The sequence below is a fragment of the Mycobacterium sp. ZZG genome (assembly GCF_054786995.1).
This window is the reverse complement of record NZ_JBTBFV010000086.1, coordinates 1-15,730: the sequence shown is the minus strand read 5'-3', so window position 1 is coordinate 15,730 and position 15,730 is coordinate 1. Positions and strand designations below refer to the sequence as shown.

Below are 15,730 nucleotides of genomic sequence, written 5' to 3'. Positions count from 1 at the left end.
CAGTCGTCACCATGACGACCACCGCGTCGCCGCGACGATTACCCCGTCACAATGCAGACCGACCCCCGAAATCACGTCTGCATCCACAGTGACGCCATCGTCTGCATCCTGAGCGACGGCCAACACCCTAAGTCGCCTCTTTCCGCTAGTGTCCTGAGTCATTAATTCGGCGGCAGTAGTTTCCGATGCTGGCTAGGATTTGGTCGGCGGTTTTGGTCCAGATGTAGGGCCGGGGGTTGTCGTTCCAGGTGTCGATCCAGGCTCGGATGTCGGCGTTGAGTTGACGCACTGAGGTGTGGGTGCCGCGGCGCAGTTTCTTGGTGGTCAGCTCGGCGAACCAGCGTTCGACGAGGTTGAGCCAGGACGAACTGGTCGGGGTGAAGTGCAGGACGAAGCGGGGATGGTTTGTCAGCCAACGCTTTACCGCGGGGGTCTTGTGGGTGGAGGCGTTGTCGAGCACGACGTGGCAGTCCAGGTCTGCGGGGACTTCGGCGTCGATCTTCTTCAAGAACGCCAGGAATTCCTGGGAGCGGTGCCGGTTGTGTAGCGAGCCGATGACCTTGCCGGTGGCCAGGTCCAGGGCGGCATACAGACTTGAGGTGCCGTGACGAACGTAGTCGTGGCTGGCGCGCGCCGGGGTGCCGGGCAGCATCGGGAAGACCGGTTGGGTGCGGTTGAGGGCCTGGATCTGGGTTTTCTCGTCGACACAGAGCACCACGGCACGCTCGGGCGGGTTCAGGTAGAGCCCGACGACGTCGCGGACCTTCTCGACGAACAACGGATCCTTGGATAACTTCCACGAATCCTGTTTATGTGGCGTCAATCCGAACGCCCGCCAGACCCGCGAGACCATCGACTGACTCAAGCCCAGGTGATCGGCCATCGAGCGCGTCGACCAATGTGTGGCATCCGGCGGGGCGGTCTCCAACGTGGCGGTGATCAGGTCCTTGATCTTCTCGTCGCCGACCACCCTCGGCCGGCCCGGACGCGGCTCGTCGAGCAGACCGTCGAGGCGGTCGACGACGAACCGATTACGCCACCGACGAACCGTCGTGATCGACAACTCCAGCCGCTCGGCTAACTCGGTGTTGGACCCACCATCGGCTGCCGCCAGCACAATTCGCGATCGCATCGCTAGACCCGCCGCGCTACTACGGCGGCGTACCCAGCCTTCCAACTCGGCCCGCTCATCAGCGGTCAACACAATCTCGGCAGCACGCGGTGTCGGCACAACCCAGTCTAACAACTAGATTGTAATTAATGACTCAGGACACTAGGTATGCTCGCAGCAATCAAACTTCTGAGTCGGGACAAGTCGAACATACCTCCTGCGCTGTCGTTTCCGGCCGAAAAGTGAGCAAGTGGTTAGGGGGCTGGGTCCAGGAGTTATTGCAACGCTTCTCTAGCTTCTGGAGGCTGTGTTGGCTGGCGGTCCGACAAACCGGCCCGCAATACCGGGCCCACCACTACCGCATCGAGATCGCAACGGCTGGGGTTCCCACCTGGCTGCTGACTGCAGTTTGCCGTCCTAATTCAACCGAGCCGACATGCGCGGCGAGACCCGTCTCTGTATTCCGCGGCGCTTCGCCGGACCATGATTCGCCCACATGCGTCGGCAGGCAGACATACATCGGCAGACCGAACACCTCCAGACTTGCCTTTGCAAGTCGGATGGCGATCCGTGGTGGCAAGCTGGCCGTCGCAGACCGAGCTAGGTCGCGATCACGAGTCCCCGTGAGGTGAGCCCTTCGTAATAGTCCAGTCGTTGTGCGACTGTGTTGCCCGGTCTGCGGGCAAGCAAGAATCAGCAACGACATGGCCTCGAACAAGCGCCGGCGGCACACCCCGGACCAGATCATCCGCAAGCTCGCCGAGGGCAACAAGCTCCTCTGGACCGGCCAGGAACTGGCGAGGTGTGCCGGCACCTGGAGATCGCCGAGTCGACGTGGCATCGCTGGATGGCTCAGTACGGCGGTATGAAGGCCGACGAGGCCAAACGGCTCAAGGAGCTCGAAGCCGAGAACGCCCGGCTGCGTTTCGTCAAGTGATTTGGCCCCACCGTCGTCATGAATTTTGGCCCCAGCTTGGGTCAGTCGGCGCGTTTGGCTCGGGTGGCGGTTTTGCTGGTGCGTAGTCGGTAGGACTTGGTGCCGGTTTCGAGGATGTGGGCGTTGAAGGTGACGCGGTCGACGATGGCAGCAACGAGGCGGGGGTCGGGGAAGACGGTGCCCCACTCGCTGAACGGCAGGTTGGTGGCAATCGCCACGGACGCGCGTTCTTCGCGTTCGGTGATGATCTGGAACAGCAGTTCTGCTCCGCGAGGGTCGATTTGGACGTATCCGAGTTCATCGAGACAGAGCAGATCCAGGCGTCCGTAGCGGGCAACGACCCGGGACAGGATGCGCTCGTCGGCGGCTTCGACGAGTTCGTTGACCAGTTGCGCGGTGGTGACGTATCGGACTCGACGGCCCTGCTCGCAGGCCGCCAGCCCCAGCCCGATGAGCAGATGCGATTTGCCGGTTCCGGAGTCCCCGAGCAGCACAACCGGCTCGCCGGCATCCATGTAATGCCCGGCGGCCAGCTGCCCCAGCAGCGCCGGGGTGATGCCGGGTACGGCGTCAATGTTGAACTCCGCCAACCGTTTCAGCCGCGGGAACTTGGCGTCGTTGATGCGCCGGGCGCGGCGCCGTTCAGTGCGGTCGTCGACTTCGGCGGCCAGCACCTCGGCGAGGTAGCGCAGATGGGTGTGGCGTTCCCGGTCGGCGATCTCGGCCAGGCGGGCGGCTTCGGTGCGCACCGTGGGCAGGTGCAGTTCGCGTGCCGCGGCGCCGATGGAGGCTTGCGCGGCGGCATCAGCGGTCGCCGGCTTGGTGGTGGCGGTGGTGGTCATGAGTCACTTCCGGTCAGCAGGTCGTCGTAGTCGGTCAGCGAGGGTGCGGGCCGGTCGTAGCGGGCCAGGGCACCGATCGCAGCGATCGGCGCCTGCGGGGTGGTGTCGCGGCGGGCTTCGATGATCACCGCCTCGGGATCCAGGCATCCGGAGGTGACCGCGCGGTCCATCGCGGTGATCAGCGCGGCCGTCGGCAGGCTGCGGTGCGCCAGCAGCACGGTGATCAGAGCGCGGGTGCCCTTGGCGTCGCCGCGGGCGGTGCGGGCGGCATCCCAGTACCGCTGATGGCTGGTGGTGAACACGCCGCGGGCCTTGGCCTGGGCCAGGGCGGTCGCCCCGGGCAGCGCCCCAGGTTTGGTGGCCAGGACCTCCAGGTAGTGGTCCAGGGCGAGGACTTCGACGTAGCGTCCGGCGGCACGTTCGTGGCGGGCCACCAACCGGGGACCGTCATAGATCTCGACGCTGCGGGCGGCCAGACGCACCGGTAGACGCCGCCCGGCGTAGCGGGCCGGCACGGAGTAGAAGCATTGCCGCACAGACACTCTGGCCCGATTATCAACCCGCGCGTGCAGCAGCCTCGCGCAGTCGAACCCCTCAGCCGGCAGCCCCATCAACGCAGCGGCCTCGGCGGCGAACGCCGCCCCGACAGTGATCGGGCGCCCGGTAATCACCCGGTCGTCGTCGAGGACGTCGGCAGCGGCGATCACCTCGTTGAGCTCGGCCAGGGAGGCGACCGTGGGGACCGGGACGAGGTGGCGTCGCCGGAACCGGCCGATCTCACCTTCCACACCGCCCTTCTCATGCGCTCCCTCGACGCCTGGGCGGCAGAAGAACGAGTCGAACCCGTAGTGACTGCGCAGCGCGGTGAACCGTTCAGACTCGGTACGGTCGCGACCTTTGAGGACCCGGATCACCGCCGGTTTGAGGTTGTCATACCGGATCCGGGCCGGCACCCCACCGAAGTACTCGAACGCCAGGACGTGGCCCTCCAGGAACGCCTCCTGGGCCTGGGTGGCGAACGCGACGTGAAATGCTTTGCCCGAGTGGGACAGTCGCATCACGAACATCCAGCACTTCACCACCAGACCGGCGATCGTGGCGTAGAACTCACCGAAATCGACCTCCGCCTCGGCACCGGCCTCATGGGCCTGCGGGACCGACACCTCCTGCTGGTCCAGGCCCAACTCGACCCGCCGACGCGCGACATACCGCGACACCGTCACCTCCGCACACGTAGCCCCATGCTCGGCGACCAGACGCTGCCAGATCCGCCGAGCGGTGTGGCGTTGCTTGCGCGGAGCCTGCTTGTCGGCGATCAGCCAGGCGTCGATCACCGACACCCACTCATCGATCGCCGGCCGGGGCCGCGCCGGATAGGCCTTGCGCGGCGGGGGCACCGCATCAGCGAGTGCCTGGCGCACCGTCCGCCGATGGGTGCCATGGCGATCTGCTAACTCACGGATCGACAAGCACCTCGCGCCGCCGGTCCTTCCTGATCTTCTCGAACAGCTCCACGCGTGACCGCATCCTGACCGACCTCCCTGACGACCGCCAGGGACGACGGTGCGACAGGAAAGATCTGAACGAGGGTGGGGCCAAAATTCGTGACGACACACCGCCCCACCCGGCCGGAAACGCTCACCCACCCACCGGGGCCAAAATTGGTGACGAACACCGACCAAAGTGGGGCCAAGTCAGGTGACCACACTCACCCGGCTCAAGAAGCTGGTTGCCAACCAGGCGCACGACATCGACATACTCAAGGAGATCTCGGGAAACTTCTGACCCGAACCGCAAGCGCAGCGCCGTCATCGCGCTGCATGAGCGGTTCGGGCTGTCTGGGCGCCGCGCCTGCACGGTCGTCGGGTTGCACCGCTCCACGATGCGGCTGGCGCCGGCGCCGGTCACCACCGAGAAGGCCGAGTTCCGGGCGTGGCTGGCCGGTTCTCCACTGAGCGGCCTCGCTGGGGATGGCGACGGGCGGCGAAGATGGTCCGCCGGGCGGGCTGGGAGGCCAACAGGCGCATCCGCCGGCTGTGGCGTGAGGAGGGCTTGCGGGTCCCGCAGCGCCGCCGCAAGAAGCGTCTGACCGGCATCGGTCTGGCCGTCGGCGCGATGTCACCGATCCGCCCGAACGTGATCTCCGGCGATGGACTTCCAGTTCGACACGACCGCCGATGGCCGCACCCTCACGATGCTCAACGTCATCGACGAGTTCACTCACGATCGAGGTCGACCGCGCCATCAACGCCGATGGCGTCGTCGAAGTGCTGGATCGCCTGGCCCTCACCCATGGGGCATCGAACTATGTACGCTTCGACAACGGTCCCGAGTTCGTGGCCCACACCGTGAGAGATTGGTGCCGATTCAACAGTGCCGGTTCACTTTTCCTCGATCCCGGCTCACCGTGACAGAACGCCTGGATCGAATCGTTCAACGGCCACCTGCGTGACGAACTGCTCAAATCCTGGCGCTTCGACTCGCTTTTGGAGGCCCAAGTGATCATCGAGGACTGGCGCTATGACGACAACGCCAACCGACCCCCTCCACCCACGGCGAACTCACCCCAGCCGAGTTCGCTCTACAGTGGACCACGACCCACCAACCCCAAGTCGTATAACGACTGGACCACCAAACGGGTCCCCTCACCCGTATCGAATCTCCTGATCCAGAGCAGCTGGTTAGTGAAACCCACTTAGCGACCGCGGCGAGGTTGATCGCGGAAGGGTTCAGCACCCTCGATGAGCTGAATCAGGCAAAGGACCAGTCACCCCGCACGACGAATCTCCCTAGTGGGAAACGTTGGAACTACTCTTCGATTCTTCTGCGTCGACCAACCGATCCTGCGATATCGGCTCCCCTGGTGTCCTCAGGCACGTCCCGGTCTGACGGCCGCGTGTTGGCGGCTGACGGGAGGGATGAAGCCGGCCGGACACTGCCACGAGGCGCATTATCAGGCCCGTAATAGGTGTAGTTGTAGCTATACGTCGAACCACGAGTCGGCATCATCGTAAAGACTGCTCCTAAGAGCGGCGCCCCCACGCTTTCCAAGCTCCCCACTGCGTGGGCAAGTTGATCCCGCTTAGTCTGTCCGAATCTGGCCATGATCAGGACCCCGTCCGCACCCGCTGCCATGATCGCGGCGTCGGTGACCGCGAGCAACGGAGTGGAATCCACGATCACATAGTCGAACTGGTTGCGTAGCTCGACTAGAAGCTTCCGTGCAGACTGGGATCCGAGCAACTCACTGGGATTCGGCGGAATCGTCCCAGAAGTAAGCACAGTCAGACCAGGAAAACGGGTCTTTTGTAGCGCATCTCCGAGAGACGCCCTGCCACTGAGCACAGTGCTAAAGCCAACCGTACCAACAAGATCCAGGTATTTAGCTAGTGTGGGGCGGCGCATGTCACCATCTACGAGTACCACGTTGTACTCGGCTTCGGCCAATGCCAGCGCAGTATTAATCGCCGTGGTTGACTTTCCCTCATGCGGCATCGAACTCGTAACAACAATCACGCGTGGGGGGTTGTCTACCGCGAGGAACTGCAAGTTAGTTCGGATCTTGCGAAAGGCCTCAGCAATCGCCGAATTGTCGTTGTCGAAGGAGATCGCTGCTTGTCTGCGCCGGTCCTTGTCCGTCGGCACGCTTCCGACGACGCCCGCGCCAGTGATCTCTTCCAGAGTTTCCCGCGTCTTTACAGTGTTGTCCAACATCTCACGAGCAACTGCAATCGCAATACCTAGAAGTATTCCAAGGCCAATACCCATCAAGATGTTTCGAGTTGTCTGCGGAACAACCGGACTCGATGGCAACGAAGCCCGTTGCTCGACCACTACTCGCACATCCGGTCGCGTGGCGCCCTCGGGAGTTTCCAACTCGCGAACCATCGCGACGAACTCATCGGATAGAGTGTTTGCTATATCACGTGCGCGAACTGGCGAGGCATCGAGCACGTTGACATCGAGCAAGACGGTATCGGCCTTGGCGCTCGCATCTACCTTCTCTCGCAACTCGCGTGCACTTAGATCGAGGCCCAACTTGTCTACAGTTCGCTGAGCCAGGGTCTCGCCCTTTAGCAACTCAGCGTACGAGCCCACGCGCTCCTGCGAGAATCGACTTCCTTGATATATCTCAGATACTGAAGAGCCCGCGCTCGTCGAAACAAAGAGTCGCGTGGAAGCTTGGTAAAGAGGCGTGGTCAGTAGGCTCAATGCGACGGAGCCAAGCACGACAACCGTCGTGGCGACAAAGATCGAGAGCCATCGGGTTCGCAGTAACCTGACGAAATCTTGAAGAGTCAAAACAACCCCTTAAATGCTGAACACGAGTGGTCCGCGCAACTTCCACCGGCGGCAGCGGCCATATAGTTAAATGCCGCGCTCAATATCTCGTTGCCGGGTGTGGCTACCTCGAACATATAGGAACCGACACGATGGGCGTTACACTGTCGACCAAAGGCTGAACCGGTACGGAAGGCATCCCGGCTGCCGAGGGTTCAGACAGGCGGAAGACTAGTTCGCCGGACTGCCCAGGGGGAATCAGCACCTGCACCTCGAAAACGGGATGTCCCCGCTCTGCACTCTGTGTGAACGGAATTCGCTCGCCGTTCGCCAACACGCTCACGACAGAGGCGTTTGCCGTGGCGAGCAATCGCACAGATGACACCATCGTACCTTTGGGCACTTCAAATGGCACATTCGCGATCAGACCCTCAGTGCCAGCAACGTAATCAGTAAGGGATGCGTCGGCCGGTGCCGTGTTCTTCATCCTAACCGTGACGGTGGACATTCTTGTTTGATCACTACACCCGTCGGCGACGTACTCGATGCTGCGCTCTAGGTAGTAGTCCATTTTATTGCCGCCAAGGTTATTGATGACGACGTTGGCGTAGGGCGCAGGATCGTCAGGCACGACGTGCCCCAGTGGGGTCTCCTCCAGCAGCGCCTGCTCGTTGGCCGAGGCGCTCCACACCGCTATTCGACGTTCGCTCACCGACTTGCCTAAGGCATCAAGCAACTTGCGCGGAGAATCAACAGGCCCGGTAACTTTTTGGACCACGAGATTGGCGATGTCTTGAAGGTAGTTCTTTCGTGCGACCTGGTCTGTGGGGAACCGTAGGTACGCGGTGGACTCAGTTAGTTCAACCACGTTGTCTTTAGTAATGACTTCACCATCGGCCATCCTCACGGATCCCACAGCGCTCAGAATGTAGCTGAGCGCGATCGGGTCGATCGCAACTACGCCATCAACGTTCATCCCGGTCTTCTGAGCCCACATCGACTTCCAGATCTGCGCGGCATTTGGGAAGTGCGGACTCAAGTTGCTGTTTCGGTAATCCGTATTCGGATTGGTGAACCCGTACTGCTGGTTAAATTCGGGGCCTAGGTCTACGGACGCGACCGCATCCGTGAGCTCGGTGTTCTTCCCCAGGTCGTCGACGGAGGGCTTGCCGTTCTCAAAGCGCAGAACTCCGAAACCGCCTAGGAGGCCGCCGGTTCCTCGCGCTTCAGCGTTGGTCTGGAAACCCATAAAGTACGTACGCGGACCGTCGGCGCCCATCATTGAGGGAACGAGACGAGCACCCAAAGCGGTGTTCTCCAGCAGGCCCGCGAGATCGGATGTTTGCTCCTGCAACTGAGAACGGGCATCGCGAAGCAGCGACAGATAGCCCGGATCTGAGATGCCGGCCGCCTCGGAGTCGAGCCGCGCGGCGTCCTCTGAAAGCTTGGCCAACTGAGGTTCTTCGGCGCGCAACGATTGCACATCGACTCGGCCGTCGACATACAACTTGTCGGGGGAGATCGAGACGCCGACATCGGTCGACGGTTTCAACACATCAGCGGCCAGGCCGAGTACCACGTCCGAAATCTGTTTGCCTGTTTCGAAAGGGCTGCCAAGCCACGGAATGACCGAGGCGATGTTCCACGGCACCGAGTGCGTCGCGTCGCGCGCGTCCTGCGCATGACCCTGCGCCTCGTCAGCGAACCGGGACGCCTCGCCCGTATCGCCTTGCAACAGGGCATCTTTCGCCTGTTGTGCACTCGAACGTGCCTGTTCCAGGCTGTCTTTGGCGTCGAACGCGCGCACGCCCAGCCACACACCGAAAGCGATGACGACGACGAGCAGTAGCAGTGCGGTCCATACCGCGCCGTGTCGATCCTGCAGCCAGTGTGGCCGCCGCTCGGTTTCGTCTGTTGACAGGTCGTCGTCGCCGTCCGGCCCATCGCCGAACGGACGTCGGGAGAACTTATTCACTCAGAAGGATTCCCGTGGTCGGTGGACTCTCGTCACTTGGCCTGAACACGCAGATGGGACTGCCACAAAGGGCAGTCCCATCTGACTAACCGCATGTACGAGGATCAGCAGCCCCGGCTGACCGAACCCTTGACCGAGAAGTAGGGCCCGATGGACACGGTGAGGCCGAAGATGCAGGCATCGAAGTTGAGCTGACCGAGCCAGCCGAACCACCGCTTGACGAAGCCCGGGATCAACGCCGCGGTGTTGAACTCGAGGATCGTGGTTTTCGGCGGGGCGTCCGGCCGCGCAGGACCGAACCAGACCCAACCACCCTGCTGGGCAATCGAAGCGGCACCCAGCGCAGGCGCGGCCGCGATGTTGGCCAGCTCCGTCATCGCCGGCGCCGTGGGCGCGGGCAGCGCAATGTCCGCGTTCGCGGCGACAGCCGGCGTCAGAGCAGCTGCCGCGGCAACCGCCGTGGCCGCCGTGGCCACCTGGAACTTGGTGCTTACGTTAGACAATTTCGCGGCCACAGTAGCCATGTCCCCCTCATTTCACTCCGGTTGAGTTAGCTGAGAATATGTCAGACTCCGCAACCCCTGTCAACCGGAACGCGCTTTCTTTCAGGAACCTGTGTCGCGAGGCTGAAAACAGCCGATTACCAGGGCTTCTCGGCGCTTGGTTATCCCGCTCAGGCCCGGTGTCTTCGGCGGCTTTTCCGGCTCAAATTCGGGCTCCCCCGAGAGAGCCGTAGCATGTTTGCTGGCGATGCGCTTTTTTGGCTTTTTCTCAGGATCGGGCATTCGCGGGTGAAATTCCGACGGTGGCTAGAAGTGCACGATGGTCACTACCCGGCAGCGAGACACTGCGGAGGGAGTGCACGTTTGCGTGCCGCGTCAGGACATGGTCAATCGTGATCAACGGCGGGATCGCGCCCTTCGAGGGGAAGGTGGGCGCGTAGCCCGCGCCTGACTGGACAACACCGTCCCGGTATCCGTTGGCGAGGAGGTCGCGGAACTGTCGCATGTCCGGCGTGCTGTTGAAATCACCTGATGCGATTACCGCTCCGGACTCGACTGCGTCGGCCAGACCCTTGAGCCGCGATTTGGTGGCGACGGTGCCGTTGCGCCAGCTGCTGAATGACGCCATCGGCGAAGTGACGTGGATGCTCGCCACGGCGACGTCGGATCGCACACCTGGAATCTGCGCCCGTGCCGCGACAATGTTGGAGTTCCAGAATCTTGTGGGCGACAGCGGGATCAACGGGTGCCGACTCCAGATCCCGTTCCCGCTCGCGTTCGGAGCAGGAAACAGAAGGGAATAGGGAAACTCCTCATTGATGCCGGCGTGGTGGAATCTGCCCACCGCTTCAGGCGTCAACTCCGTCACCGTGACGACATCCGCACTACTGCGGGCCAATTCGACGAACGCGCTTGGGTCCGCCCGTCCGTAGCGCAGATTCGATGACAACACCCGCACCTGGACGTCCCCGCCGGCCGAGGCTGCGCTGACACTGGAGCTTCCGCCGTAGTACCAACGCACTTGAATTCCGAGCGATGCCGTAAGGGCGATCACCGCCAACACCGACAGAATCACTCGGCGAGACAACACCGCCCACACAAGCCCGATCATGGCCACCACCACGCTGTAGGGCGCCGCCACCGCGATCACCAGCATCACGGTGTTGGTCAGCGTTAGCGCGCGCATCACCAGCGTCAGGATCGAGAATCCGAGGGCGATAAGGATCGCCACCACCGTCGCGCGTCGTCGCCATGTCGACGTGCGGTGCTGTGCGGAAAGAATGAGGTGAGTCCTCCCCTGTGCCGCCCCCGCGGTTGTCCGCAGGCTACCAATCAGCGGAGGACCTCGCCGGGCACGAGAGGTCAGGCCCTGGGTCGCCAGCCACTTTTCTAAGGGACTAGTAAGGGCCGCCCGCGACACCGCCGATCCGCGCCATTAGCATCGGGAGCTATGACCAGCGTGACTGAGCCGTCTGCCTCCCACGAGATTGACATCCACACCACCGCCGGGAAGCTGGCTGACCTGCGCAAACGCGCTGAGGAGGCCCTGCACCCGGTCGGCGAGGCCGCCGTGGAGAAGGTGCACGCCAAAGGCAAGCTGACCGCCCGCGAGCGGATCCTGGCGCTGCTCGACGAGGGTTCGTTCGTCGAGCTCGACGCGCTGGCCAAGCACCGCAGCAAGAACTTCGGCCTGGAGAAGAACCGTCCCACCGGGGACGGTGTGGTGACCGGCTACGGCACCATCGACGGCCGCGACGTGTGCGTGTTCAGCCAGGACGCCACCGTGTTCGGCGGCAGCCTCGGCGAGGTCTACGGCGAGAAGATCGTCAAGGTCCAGGAGCTGGCCATCAAGACCGGCCGCCCGCTGATCGGCATCAACGACGGCGCCGGCGCCCGCATCCAGGAGGGCGTGGTCTCCCTGGGCCTCTACAGCCGCATCTTCCACAACAACATCAAGGCCTCCGGGGTCATCCCGCAGATCTCGCTGATCATGGGCGCCGCGGCCGGCGGGCACGTCTACTCCCCCGCCCTGACCGACTTCGTCATCATGGTCGACCAGACCAGCCAGATGTTCATCACCGGCCCCGACGTCATCAAGACCGTCACCGGCGAAGACGTCACCATGGAAGAGCTCGGCGGCGCCCACACCCACATGTCCAAGTCGGGCACCGTGCACTACGTCGCCTCCGGCGAGCAGGACGCCTTGGACTACGTCCGCGACCTGCTGTCCTACCTGCCGCCAAACAACTACGCCGAGCCGCCGCGCTACCCGGCCCCGCACGCTGATGCCCCGATCGAGGAGAGCCTCACCGACGAGGACCTCGAGCTCGACACGCTGATCCCGGACTCGCCGAACCAGCCCTACGACATGCACGAGGTCATCACCCGCATCCTCGACGACGACGAGTTCCTCGAGGTGCAGGCCGGCTACGCGGGCAACATCGTGGTCGGCTTCGGCCGCGTCGACGGCCGCCCTGTCGGCATTGTGGCCAACCAGCCCACCCAGTTCGCCGGCTGCCTGGACATCAACGCCTCGGAGAAGGCCGCCCGCTTCATCCGCACGTGCGACTGCTTCAACATCCCGATCGTGCTGCTGGTCGACGTTCCCGGGTTCCTGCCGGGCACCGACCAGGAGTACAACGGCATCATCCGCCGCGGCGCCAAGCTGCTCTACGCCTACGGTGAGGCCACCGTCGCCAAGGTCACCGTGATCACCCGCAAGTCCTATGGCGGCGCGTACTGCGTGATGGGCTCCAAGGACATGGGCGCCGACGTGGTGGTCGCCTGGCCGACCGCCCAGATCGCGGTGATGGGTGCCTCCGGCGCGGTCGGTTTCGTCTACCGGCAGAAGCTCAAGGAAGCCGCCGCCAACGGCGAGGACGTTGACGCGCTGCGCCTGCAGCTGCAGCAGGAGTACGAGGACACCCTGGTCAACCCGTACATCGCCGCCGAGCGCGGCTACGTCGACGCGGTGATCCCGCCGTCGCACACCCGCGGCTACGTCGCCACCGCGCTGAAGCTGTTGGAGCGCAAGGTCGTTCAGACCCCGCCGAAGAAGCACGGCAACATCCCGCTGTAATCCGGCCTGAACGCCTTCCCAGACAAGGACTTTGCGCATGAACCACGACTCCGACATCGTCGAGGTCTCCGACCCGCGCGAGATGACCATCGACGACCCGCCCCCGCCCGACCCGCACTTCCAGGTGCTCAAAGGCGAGCCGACGCTCGAAGAGCTCGCCGCGCTGGTGACCGTGCTGGCCGGCGCCGGTGGCGGCGCACCCGCCGATCCCGGCCCCCAGGAACTCAACCCGTGGGGCCACCCGGTGGACAAGCTGCGCTACGACGTCACCAGCTGGCAGCGCGTCACGCTGCTGGAGCGCATGCACATGCGGCGATGAGCGAACTACGGCCCTGCCTAGAAACTTTCGTTTTTCGCAGCATGTCAAAATGACTTTGCGCTGTGCAGGTTTGATCGCCATTGAGAGCAGTTTTGAGCGGAGGGAAGGAACCTCATCGCTGTCTTGCGCACTCGCCCCTGGGCCCGACCTCGCTACGCGCGCCCACCTCGCTGCGCCGCGGTAACTGCGCTACGCTGACTCAGACAAATCTGTGGCCGAAGGTGGGGAGTCGGTGACGCAGCGCAGCGTCGTCGGGCGTGCCGTATCGCAAACGTCAATTATGGGGGCCGCTGAACGTGTCCACGCAATCAGCTGAGTGGATCAAGACAGCGCGTGTGCTCCGCCGAAGTGGTTTTGGAGCGCGTGGGTCAGATATTGACTCAGCGCTCAATTTTGGCGACACGCCATCGTACGTTCGCGAACTATTGAGTGCGGACTTTCCGAACGATCCAGGCGTTGTCGCCACTCCGATGCCGGATCTCGATGTTCCGGACCGCCCAGAGGGATCGGATGCAGCTGATCGTCGTCGATACTCCCAAAAGGTCTCAGATCTCCAGTCCGACCTGACGCACTGGTGGCTACGTCGAATGGTGGCTGCCAAGAACCCAACGCGTGAGAAGCTGACATTCCTGTGGCACAACCATTTTGCGACTTCTATGAAGAAGGTTGGCTTCGCCCGAAGCATGGCCAATCAGAACCAGAAGCTTCGCCAACTGTGTCTCGGCGATTTCAGCGAACTTGCGTACGCCATGCTCACTGACGCCGCAATGGTCAAGTGGCTCGATGGACAGCAGAACAAGGCCGGCTCTCCCAACGAGAATTTGTCGCGCGAATTCCTTGAGTTGTTCGCCCTCGGCCACGGCAACGGCTACTCGGAACGGGATGTCCGAGAAGGCGCGCGCGTCCTAACCGGTTGGACGATTCGCGATGGTGTTGACGCCGTGTTGGTGGAGAAGCGTCACGACGATTCGGCCAAAACGATTCTTGGCACCACCGGGAAGATCGGCTTGCAGGAATTCTGCGACATCGTGGTGAGTGAACCGGATTCCGCGCGATATATAGCCGGCAGATTATGGCAACAGATCGCCTCCGATGAGCCGCCACCCTCTGCAGCGCTGCAACGCCTAGTGATGGCGTACGGGCCACATCGCGACCTTCGCGGGCTGACGACCGCGATACTGACGGACCCGCTCTTCTTGGAAAACTCCGCCACCGTCGTCGTGAGTCCGGTGGAATGGCTTGTCGGCCTATTGAGAGCAGTGCAGGCTCCATTGGATGGCACTGACAAGGTCGCAAGAGTTACCCAGATGTTGAAATCACTTGGACAGTTACCGTTTTACCCGCCCGACGTGGGCGGCTGGCCGCATGGCCAAGCATGGCTGTCTTCGTCGGCGGTGAATATCCGCTGGCGGGCAGCAAACGAAATTGTCACATACGGTGATGTGAGCGTCGTGGCTGAGGCGGCTATGGATGATCGTCTCGACGCTGCCGGATACCTCATCGGTGTCGGCGCTTGGTCTGAGCGCAGTGCGAAAGCTCTGAAGCCGTTACGCAAGAACCCTACTGCACTCGTAGCAGCAGCCGTGATCACGCCGGAATACCTGACTTCCTAGAGGAATAGAAATGCCGGAATTGACTCGACGCGGATTCCTCGGCGCTTGCATCGGCGCGAGCGCTGCGGGCGCCGTGGCTTCCTTGTCCGCTGCGACATGGACCGACATTTTGCTCGCTGCAGAGGATCGACCCCTTGAAGATGGCGCCGGGATCTTCGTCCTCATCACGCTGTACGGCGGGAACGACGGTATCAACACGGTAATTCCCATCACTGACAACGCTTATCAGGATGCCCGCCCAGAACTCGCTTACCCATCCGACAAGGTAATCAAGCTCGACGACGAGTACGGCCTGAACCCTGGGATGCGTGGAATGGCCGACATGTTCAAGGACGGCTCTCTAGCCATCGTCCGAGGCGTGGGTTATCCCAACCCAGACCGCAGTCATTTCCGATCGATGGATATCTGGCAGTCGGCCTCGCTGGACAACTCGACAAGCACCGGATGGATTGGCCGATGGCTCGATGCCACCGGCGGAGATCCTATTCGCGCGCTCCATGTTGGCTCCGTTGTTCCCCCTTTGGCAGTTGGAGACAAGGCCGTGGGTGCGCTGCTTTCGCGGGAGGCCAGGCCTTCCGATAACGCGACTGAGCTCATCACCGCTCTTGGACAACCGCATTCAGCGGACACCCCGGCAATGCGTATGGTCCGCAACTCATACCGATCTGCCGCGCACGTCAACACGGGCCTCGAGCCCATGTTCGTCGAGGACGGGCCCTTGCTGGCGGACCGAGAGGCAGACAGCAACGGCCTCGCAGCTCAGCTTGACACCGTCGCCGCATGCATCGCCGCCGAAGTCCCCACGCAGGTGTACAGCGTCGGGATGGGCGGGTTTGACACCCACGCGGACGAGCGCGAAACCCAGCAGAAGCTCCTCCAAGAGCTGGACAAAGCCATGACACGCTTCATGCATCAAATTACAAAAGATAAGCGCGGCAAGAATGTCATCGTTATGGCGTATTCCGAATTCGGCCGGCGTGTGGCGGCCAACGCTTCCGATGGCACCGACCACGGAACCGCGGGGCCGGTGTTCATCGCGGGCGATCGGGTACGCGGTGGCTTCTACGGCG

At 62.8% G+C, this 15,730-nt stretch carries 10 protein-coding genes and 3 pseudogenes; 6 read left to right on the top strand and 7 right to left on the bottom strand.

The annotated features are described in order from the left end of the window. Positions 1-145 precede the first annotated feature (145 nt). Positions 146-1,231, bottom strand: coding sequence for an IS630 family transposase (locus ACXMYJ_RS27070; protein WP_460359341.1), 1,086 nt, complete (start codon positions 1,229-1,231; stop codon positions 146-148). 584 nt (positions 1,232-1,815) lie between these two features. Here ACXMYJ_RS27070 and ACXMYJ_RS27065 point away from each other — a divergent pair. Next, positions 1,816-2,036, top strand: a pseudogene (locus ACXMYJ_RS27065) (transposase); the annotation flags it as partial. Between the two features lie 53 nt (positions 2,037-2,089). Here ACXMYJ_RS27065 and istB read toward each other — a convergent pair. Next, on the bottom strand, positions 2,090-2,890 hold the full coding sequence (gene istB / locus ACXMYJ_RS27060) for an IS21-like element helper ATPase IstB (protein ID WP_260751888.1): 801 nt from the start codon (positions 2,888-2,890) through the stop codon (positions 2,090-2,092). Further along, a pseudogene (gene istA, locus ACXMYJ_RS27055) lies at positions 2,887-4,417 on the bottom strand (IS21 family transposase). Before istA ends, istB begins: the two are co-directional and overlap by 4 nt. A 186-nt stretch (positions 4,418-4,603) precedes the next feature. On the opposite strand from istA, the pseudogene ACXMYJ_RS27050 reads away from it, so the two are divergent. Continuing rightward, positions 4,604-5,510: pseudogene (locus ACXMYJ_RS27050) on the top strand (IS3 family transposase); the annotation flags it as partial. A 188-nt stretch (positions 5,511-5,698) separates the two neighbouring features. Here ACXMYJ_RS27050 and ACXMYJ_RS27045 read toward each other — a convergent pair. The 4 genes from ACXMYJ_RS27045 to ACXMYJ_RS27030 form a co-directional block, all read right to left on the bottom strand. Then, positions 5,699-7,192 (bottom strand): tyrosine-protein kinase domain-containing protein, encoded by a 1,494-nt coding sequence (locus ACXMYJ_RS27045; protein ID WP_460359340.1) that lies wholly within the window; start codon positions 7,190-7,192, stop codon positions 5,699-5,701. Positions 7,193-7,295: 103 nt separating this feature from the next. Next, the gene (locus tag ACXMYJ_RS27040) at positions 7,296-9,146 is read right to left on the bottom strand and encodes a DUF4012 domain-containing protein (RefSeq protein ID WP_460359339.1); all 1,851 of its coding nucleotides are present in this window, start codon (positions 9,144-9,146) and stop codon (positions 7,296-7,298) included. Between the two features lie 104 nt (positions 9,147-9,250). Beyond that, positions 9,251-9,670, bottom strand: a complete 420-nt coding sequence (locus ACXMYJ_RS27035; protein WP_460359338.1) for a hypothetical protein — start codon at positions 9,668-9,670, stop codon at positions 9,251-9,253. Positions 9,671-9,917: 247 nt separating this feature from the next. Beyond that, positions 9,918-11,069 carry an endonuclease/exonuclease/phosphatase family protein gene (locus ACXMYJ_RS27030; RefSeq protein ID WP_460359337.1) on the bottom strand — a complete coding sequence of 384 codons (1,152 nt, stop codon included), beginning with the start codon at positions 11,067-11,069 and terminating at the stop codon, positions 9,918-9,920. 30 nt (positions 11,070-11,099) lie between these two features. On the opposite strand from ACXMYJ_RS27030, the gene ACXMYJ_RS27025 reads away from it, so the two are divergent. The 4 genes from ACXMYJ_RS27025 to ACXMYJ_RS27010 form a co-directional block, all read left to right on the top strand. After that, on the top strand, positions 11,100-12,728 hold the full coding sequence (locus tag ACXMYJ_RS27025) for an acyl-CoA carboxylase subunit beta (RefSeq protein ID WP_460359336.1): 1,629 nt from the start codon (positions 11,100-11,102) through the stop codon (positions 12,726-12,728). A 37-nt stretch (positions 12,729-12,765) separates the two neighbouring features. Beyond that, entirely contained in the window at positions 12,766-13,047 is a 282-nt protein-coding gene (locus ACXMYJ_RS27020) for an acyl-CoA carboxylase subunit epsilon (protein WP_443187666.1), read from the top strand. A gap of 257 nt (positions 13,048-13,304) precedes the next feature. Beyond that, positions 13,305-14,660, top strand: coding sequence for a DUF1800 domain-containing protein (locus ACXMYJ_RS27015; RefSeq protein ID WP_460359335.1), 1,356 nt, complete (start codon positions 13,305-13,307; stop codon positions 14,658-14,660). A gap of 10 nt (positions 14,661-14,670) precedes the next feature. Beyond that, positions 14,671-15,730 (top strand): DUF1501 domain-containing protein (locus ACXMYJ_RS27010; RefSeq protein WP_460359334.1); only part of this gene is annotated, 1,060 nt, incomplete at its 3' end.

Coding starts and splice junctions, on each gene's coding strand:
- ACXMYJ_RS27025 (WP_460359336.1), top strand. CDS start 11,100: ATGACCAGCGTGACTGAGCCGTCTGCCTCCCACGAGATTGACATCCAC.
- istB (WP_260751888.1), bottom strand. CDS start 2,890: ATGACCACCACCGCCACCACCAAGCCGGCGACCGCTGATGCCGCCGCG.
- ACXMYJ_RS27035 (WP_460359338.1), bottom strand. CDS start 9,670: ATGGCTACTGTGGCCGCGAAATTGTCTAACGTAAGCACCAAGTTCCAG.
- ACXMYJ_RS27020 (WP_443187666.1), top strand. CDS start 12,766: ATGAACCACGACTCCGACATCGTCGAGGTCTCCGACCCGCGCGAGATG.